This is a genomic window from Deltaproteobacteria bacterium (genome assembly GCA_011773515.1).
In the GTDB taxonomy this organism is placed as follows: Bacteria; Desulfobacterota; Deferrimicrobia; order J040; family J040; genus WVXK01.
This window is the reverse complement of the sequence record WVXK01000107.1, coordinates 3120-6261: the sequence shown is the minus strand read 5'-3', so window position 1 is coordinate 6261 and position 3142 is coordinate 3120. Positions and strand designations below refer to the sequence as shown.

The following is a 3142-nucleotide window of genomic DNA, read 5'->3' as shown; positions in this document are numbered from 1 at the left end:
AGGACGGTAAACGCCTGCCATATAGACTCGTAGAGGCCGGCTTTTTTGATCTCCTCCTCGGCGATGGCGTCGGCCTCCCTGAGCTTCTCGATGTGCTCTACTTCTACCTCCCCGATGATTCTCACGGCAAGCCCCGGGCCGGGAAAGGGATGACGGGAAAGAATGTTTTCCGGTATGCCAAGCTCCCGGCCCACATTCCGGACTTCGTCCTTGAACAGCTCGCGGAGGGGTTCTACCAGCTTGAGATCCATTGTTTCGGGGAGCCCCCCCACGTTGTGGTGTGATTTTATGGTGGCCGACGGGCCTTTGAACGAGACGCTCTCGATAACATCGGGATAGAGGGTCCCCTGGGCCAGGAACTCAATGTCTTTGAGTTTGCCTGCCTCATCTTCAAAGACCCTGATGAATATCTCGCCGATGATCTTTCTTTTCATTTCCGGATCGCTCACCCCTTTCAGGGCAGTGAGAAACCGTTCCTCGGCATCGACGTAGATGAGGTTCAAGCCGATCATGTCCCTGAATATGCTGACGACTTCCTCCACCTCTCCCTTTCTGAGAAGACCGTTGTTCACAAAAATGCAGTGAAGCCTGTCCCCGATCGCGCGGTGGAGCAAAACGGCGGTTACCGATGAGTCGACGCCTCCTGAAAGGCCCAGGACGAGACCTGAATCGCCCACGCTTTCCTTGATCTTTGTGATGGTCTGTTCTATGAACGAGCCCATGTTCCACTGCTTTTTGGCCCCGCACACGTTCGTAATAAAGTTGTCGATTATCTTGACGCCGGAGGGCGTATGGACAACCTCCGGGTGGAACTGGACGCCGTAGATGGTTCCCGCTCCATTTCTAATTGCCCCGAAGGGGGAGTTTTTTGACTTTGCTATTGGATAGAACTTGTCGGGGAGCACCTCTACCTTGTCTCCATGGCTCATCCAGACGGACAATCTCCCATCGCTGATAAAATCCTCGAGTTCTGATAGAAGGGGATCATCATCGTCTATCTCTATCTCGGCATACCCGTATTCTCTCGCTGCGGAACCGGCAACCCTGCCTCCGAAAAGATCGGTTATCAGCTGCATTCCGTAGCAGATACCGAGAACGGGAACCCCCAGGGAAAACAGGTCCATGGAAACTCTCGGCGCCCCGTTATCGTAAACGCTGGCCGGCCCCCCGGAGAGAATGATCCCCTTCGGTTCGAAATCCTTTATGGTATCGAAGGAAATGTTGAAGGGGTGTATCTCGCTGTACACCGACAATTCCCTCACCCTCCTTGCGATCAGCATGGTGTACTGGGAACCGAAGTCAAGGATCAAAATTTTATCCATGATCGGACCTCGTCATTTATCTATCCAGTAGTTGGGTGCCTCTTTCGTTATGATCACGTCGTGGACGTGGCTCTCCCTGAGGCCGGCGTTGGTAATCTTGATGAAGATCGCTTTTTTCTTCAGGTCCTCGAGGTCTTCCGCCCCCACGTACCCCATGCCTGCCTTCAGCCCCCCGACNNGGGGCCCCGGTAGGGAACGCGGCCTTCTATGCCTTCGGGGATGAGCTTGCTTTCTCCTTCAACATCTGCTTGAAAGTAGCGTTCCTTGCTCCCTTTTTTCATAGCCCCGATGGATCCCATCCCCCGGTATATTTTGTACGATCTGCCCTGGAAGAGGACGATCTCACCGGGGGACTCATCGGTCCCGGCGAAAAGAGAGCCTATCATCACCGAAGACGCACCGGCGGCGAGAGCTTTCGGTATATCGCCGGAGTATTTTATGCCGCCATCGGCAACGATGGGAATGTTCTGTTTGGCCGCTGCGGAAGCACAGTCCATGATGGCTGAAATCTGCGGCACCCCTACTCCCGCCACGACCCTGGTGGTGCATATCGACCCGGGTCCGACGCCCACTTTTACACAATCGATGCCCGCCTTGATCAGCGCAAGCGTCCCCTCTCCCGTGGCCACGTTGCCTGCCATCAGGGGTATCTCGGGATGTCTCTTTTTAATTCCCTTTGCCGTTTCTATCACGAATTTGGAGTGTCCGTGAGCGGTGTCGACGCAGAGAATGTCGACACCCGCCTTCAGAAGCCTCGCCACCCTCTCCTCGGTATCGGGACCCGTCCCGATTGCTGCGCCAACACGCAGCCTCCCCAGTTCATCCTTGCAGGCGTGCGGGTACTTCTTTATCTTTATGATGTCCTTGATGGTGATCAGCCCCTTTAACATGTAGTCGTCGTCGACAACGAGCAGCTTTTCAATTCTGTGCTTGTGGAGGATCTCTCTTGCCTCATCGAGCGTCGTGCCAACCGGCACGGTCACCAGGTTTTTGCTCGTCATCACATTTTTTACGGGCTGGTCGAAATTCGTCTCGAATCTCAGATCCCTGTTTGTCAATATTCCTTTGAGCTTCCCTTTCTTCGTTACCGGGACTCCGGAGATGCTGTAGCGATTCATCAGCTCGAGTGCCTCGTGCACCTTCCCCTCGGGTGAGATGGTAATCGGATCGACGATCATTCCCGATTCGGACTTCTTGATCCGGTTTACCTCGTTTGCCTGCTTTTCCGGCGTGTTGTTCCTGTGAATGATCCCCATACCTCCCTCCCGTGCGATGGCAATGGCAAGCTGTGACTCCGTAACCGTATCCATCGCAGCGGATATGATGGGAATGCTCAGCCGAATCGATTCCGTGAGGCGGGTCGAGACATCGACATCCCGGGGAAGTATGCTCGAACTTCTAGGAAGCAGGATAACGTCGTCGAAGGTAAGCGACTCTTCAAATTTTTGTTTCTTCATAAACCTCTCCTTTTATTTTACCCTTCTTCAGTGCCTGGATAATACCCTCGAGAAGGCTGCCGTCCGAAACGACTGTTTCCCGGGCCGAGAAAGCATCCATGACTTCCTCCGCCACCACCAGCCCGGGTACGATCAAAAATTCCCTTCCCTTCTCCATTCCCCTGATGGCGAGCCTCTCATTACCGGAAAGGGAAAAGAGTTTTCTGGCAAGTTTTTTAAGGGTGTCCCTTGAAATGATCGTTCCATTGATCTTATCGGGATCGTACACGGTCATCTTCCTGGCGACAGCTGCAATCGTCGTGTAGGTCCCTGCGGTCCCTATTATCCTGTCGGCCCTTTTCAACGCCCTTTTCGATTTCACCG

At 53.9% G+C, this 3142-nt stretch carries 2 protein-coding genes and 1 pseudogene; all 3 read right to left on the bottom strand.

What is annotated here, in order from left to right:
- The coding region (gene guaA, locus GTN70_11385; protein ID NIO17562.1) for a glutamine-hydrolyzing GMP synthase at positions 1 to 1322 on the bottom strand (1322 nt) is incomplete at its 3' end.
- Between the two features lie 12 nt (positions 1323 to 1334).
- Positions 1335 to 2779 (bottom strand): annotated as a pseudogene (guaB, locus tag GTN70_11380) (IMP dehydrogenase).
- Positions 2760 to 3142 (bottom strand): hypothetical protein (locus GTN70_11375; GenBank protein ID NIO17561.1); only part of this gene is annotated, 383 nt, incomplete at its 5' end. The gene GTN70_11375 and the pseudogene guaB, both read right to left, overlap by 20 nt.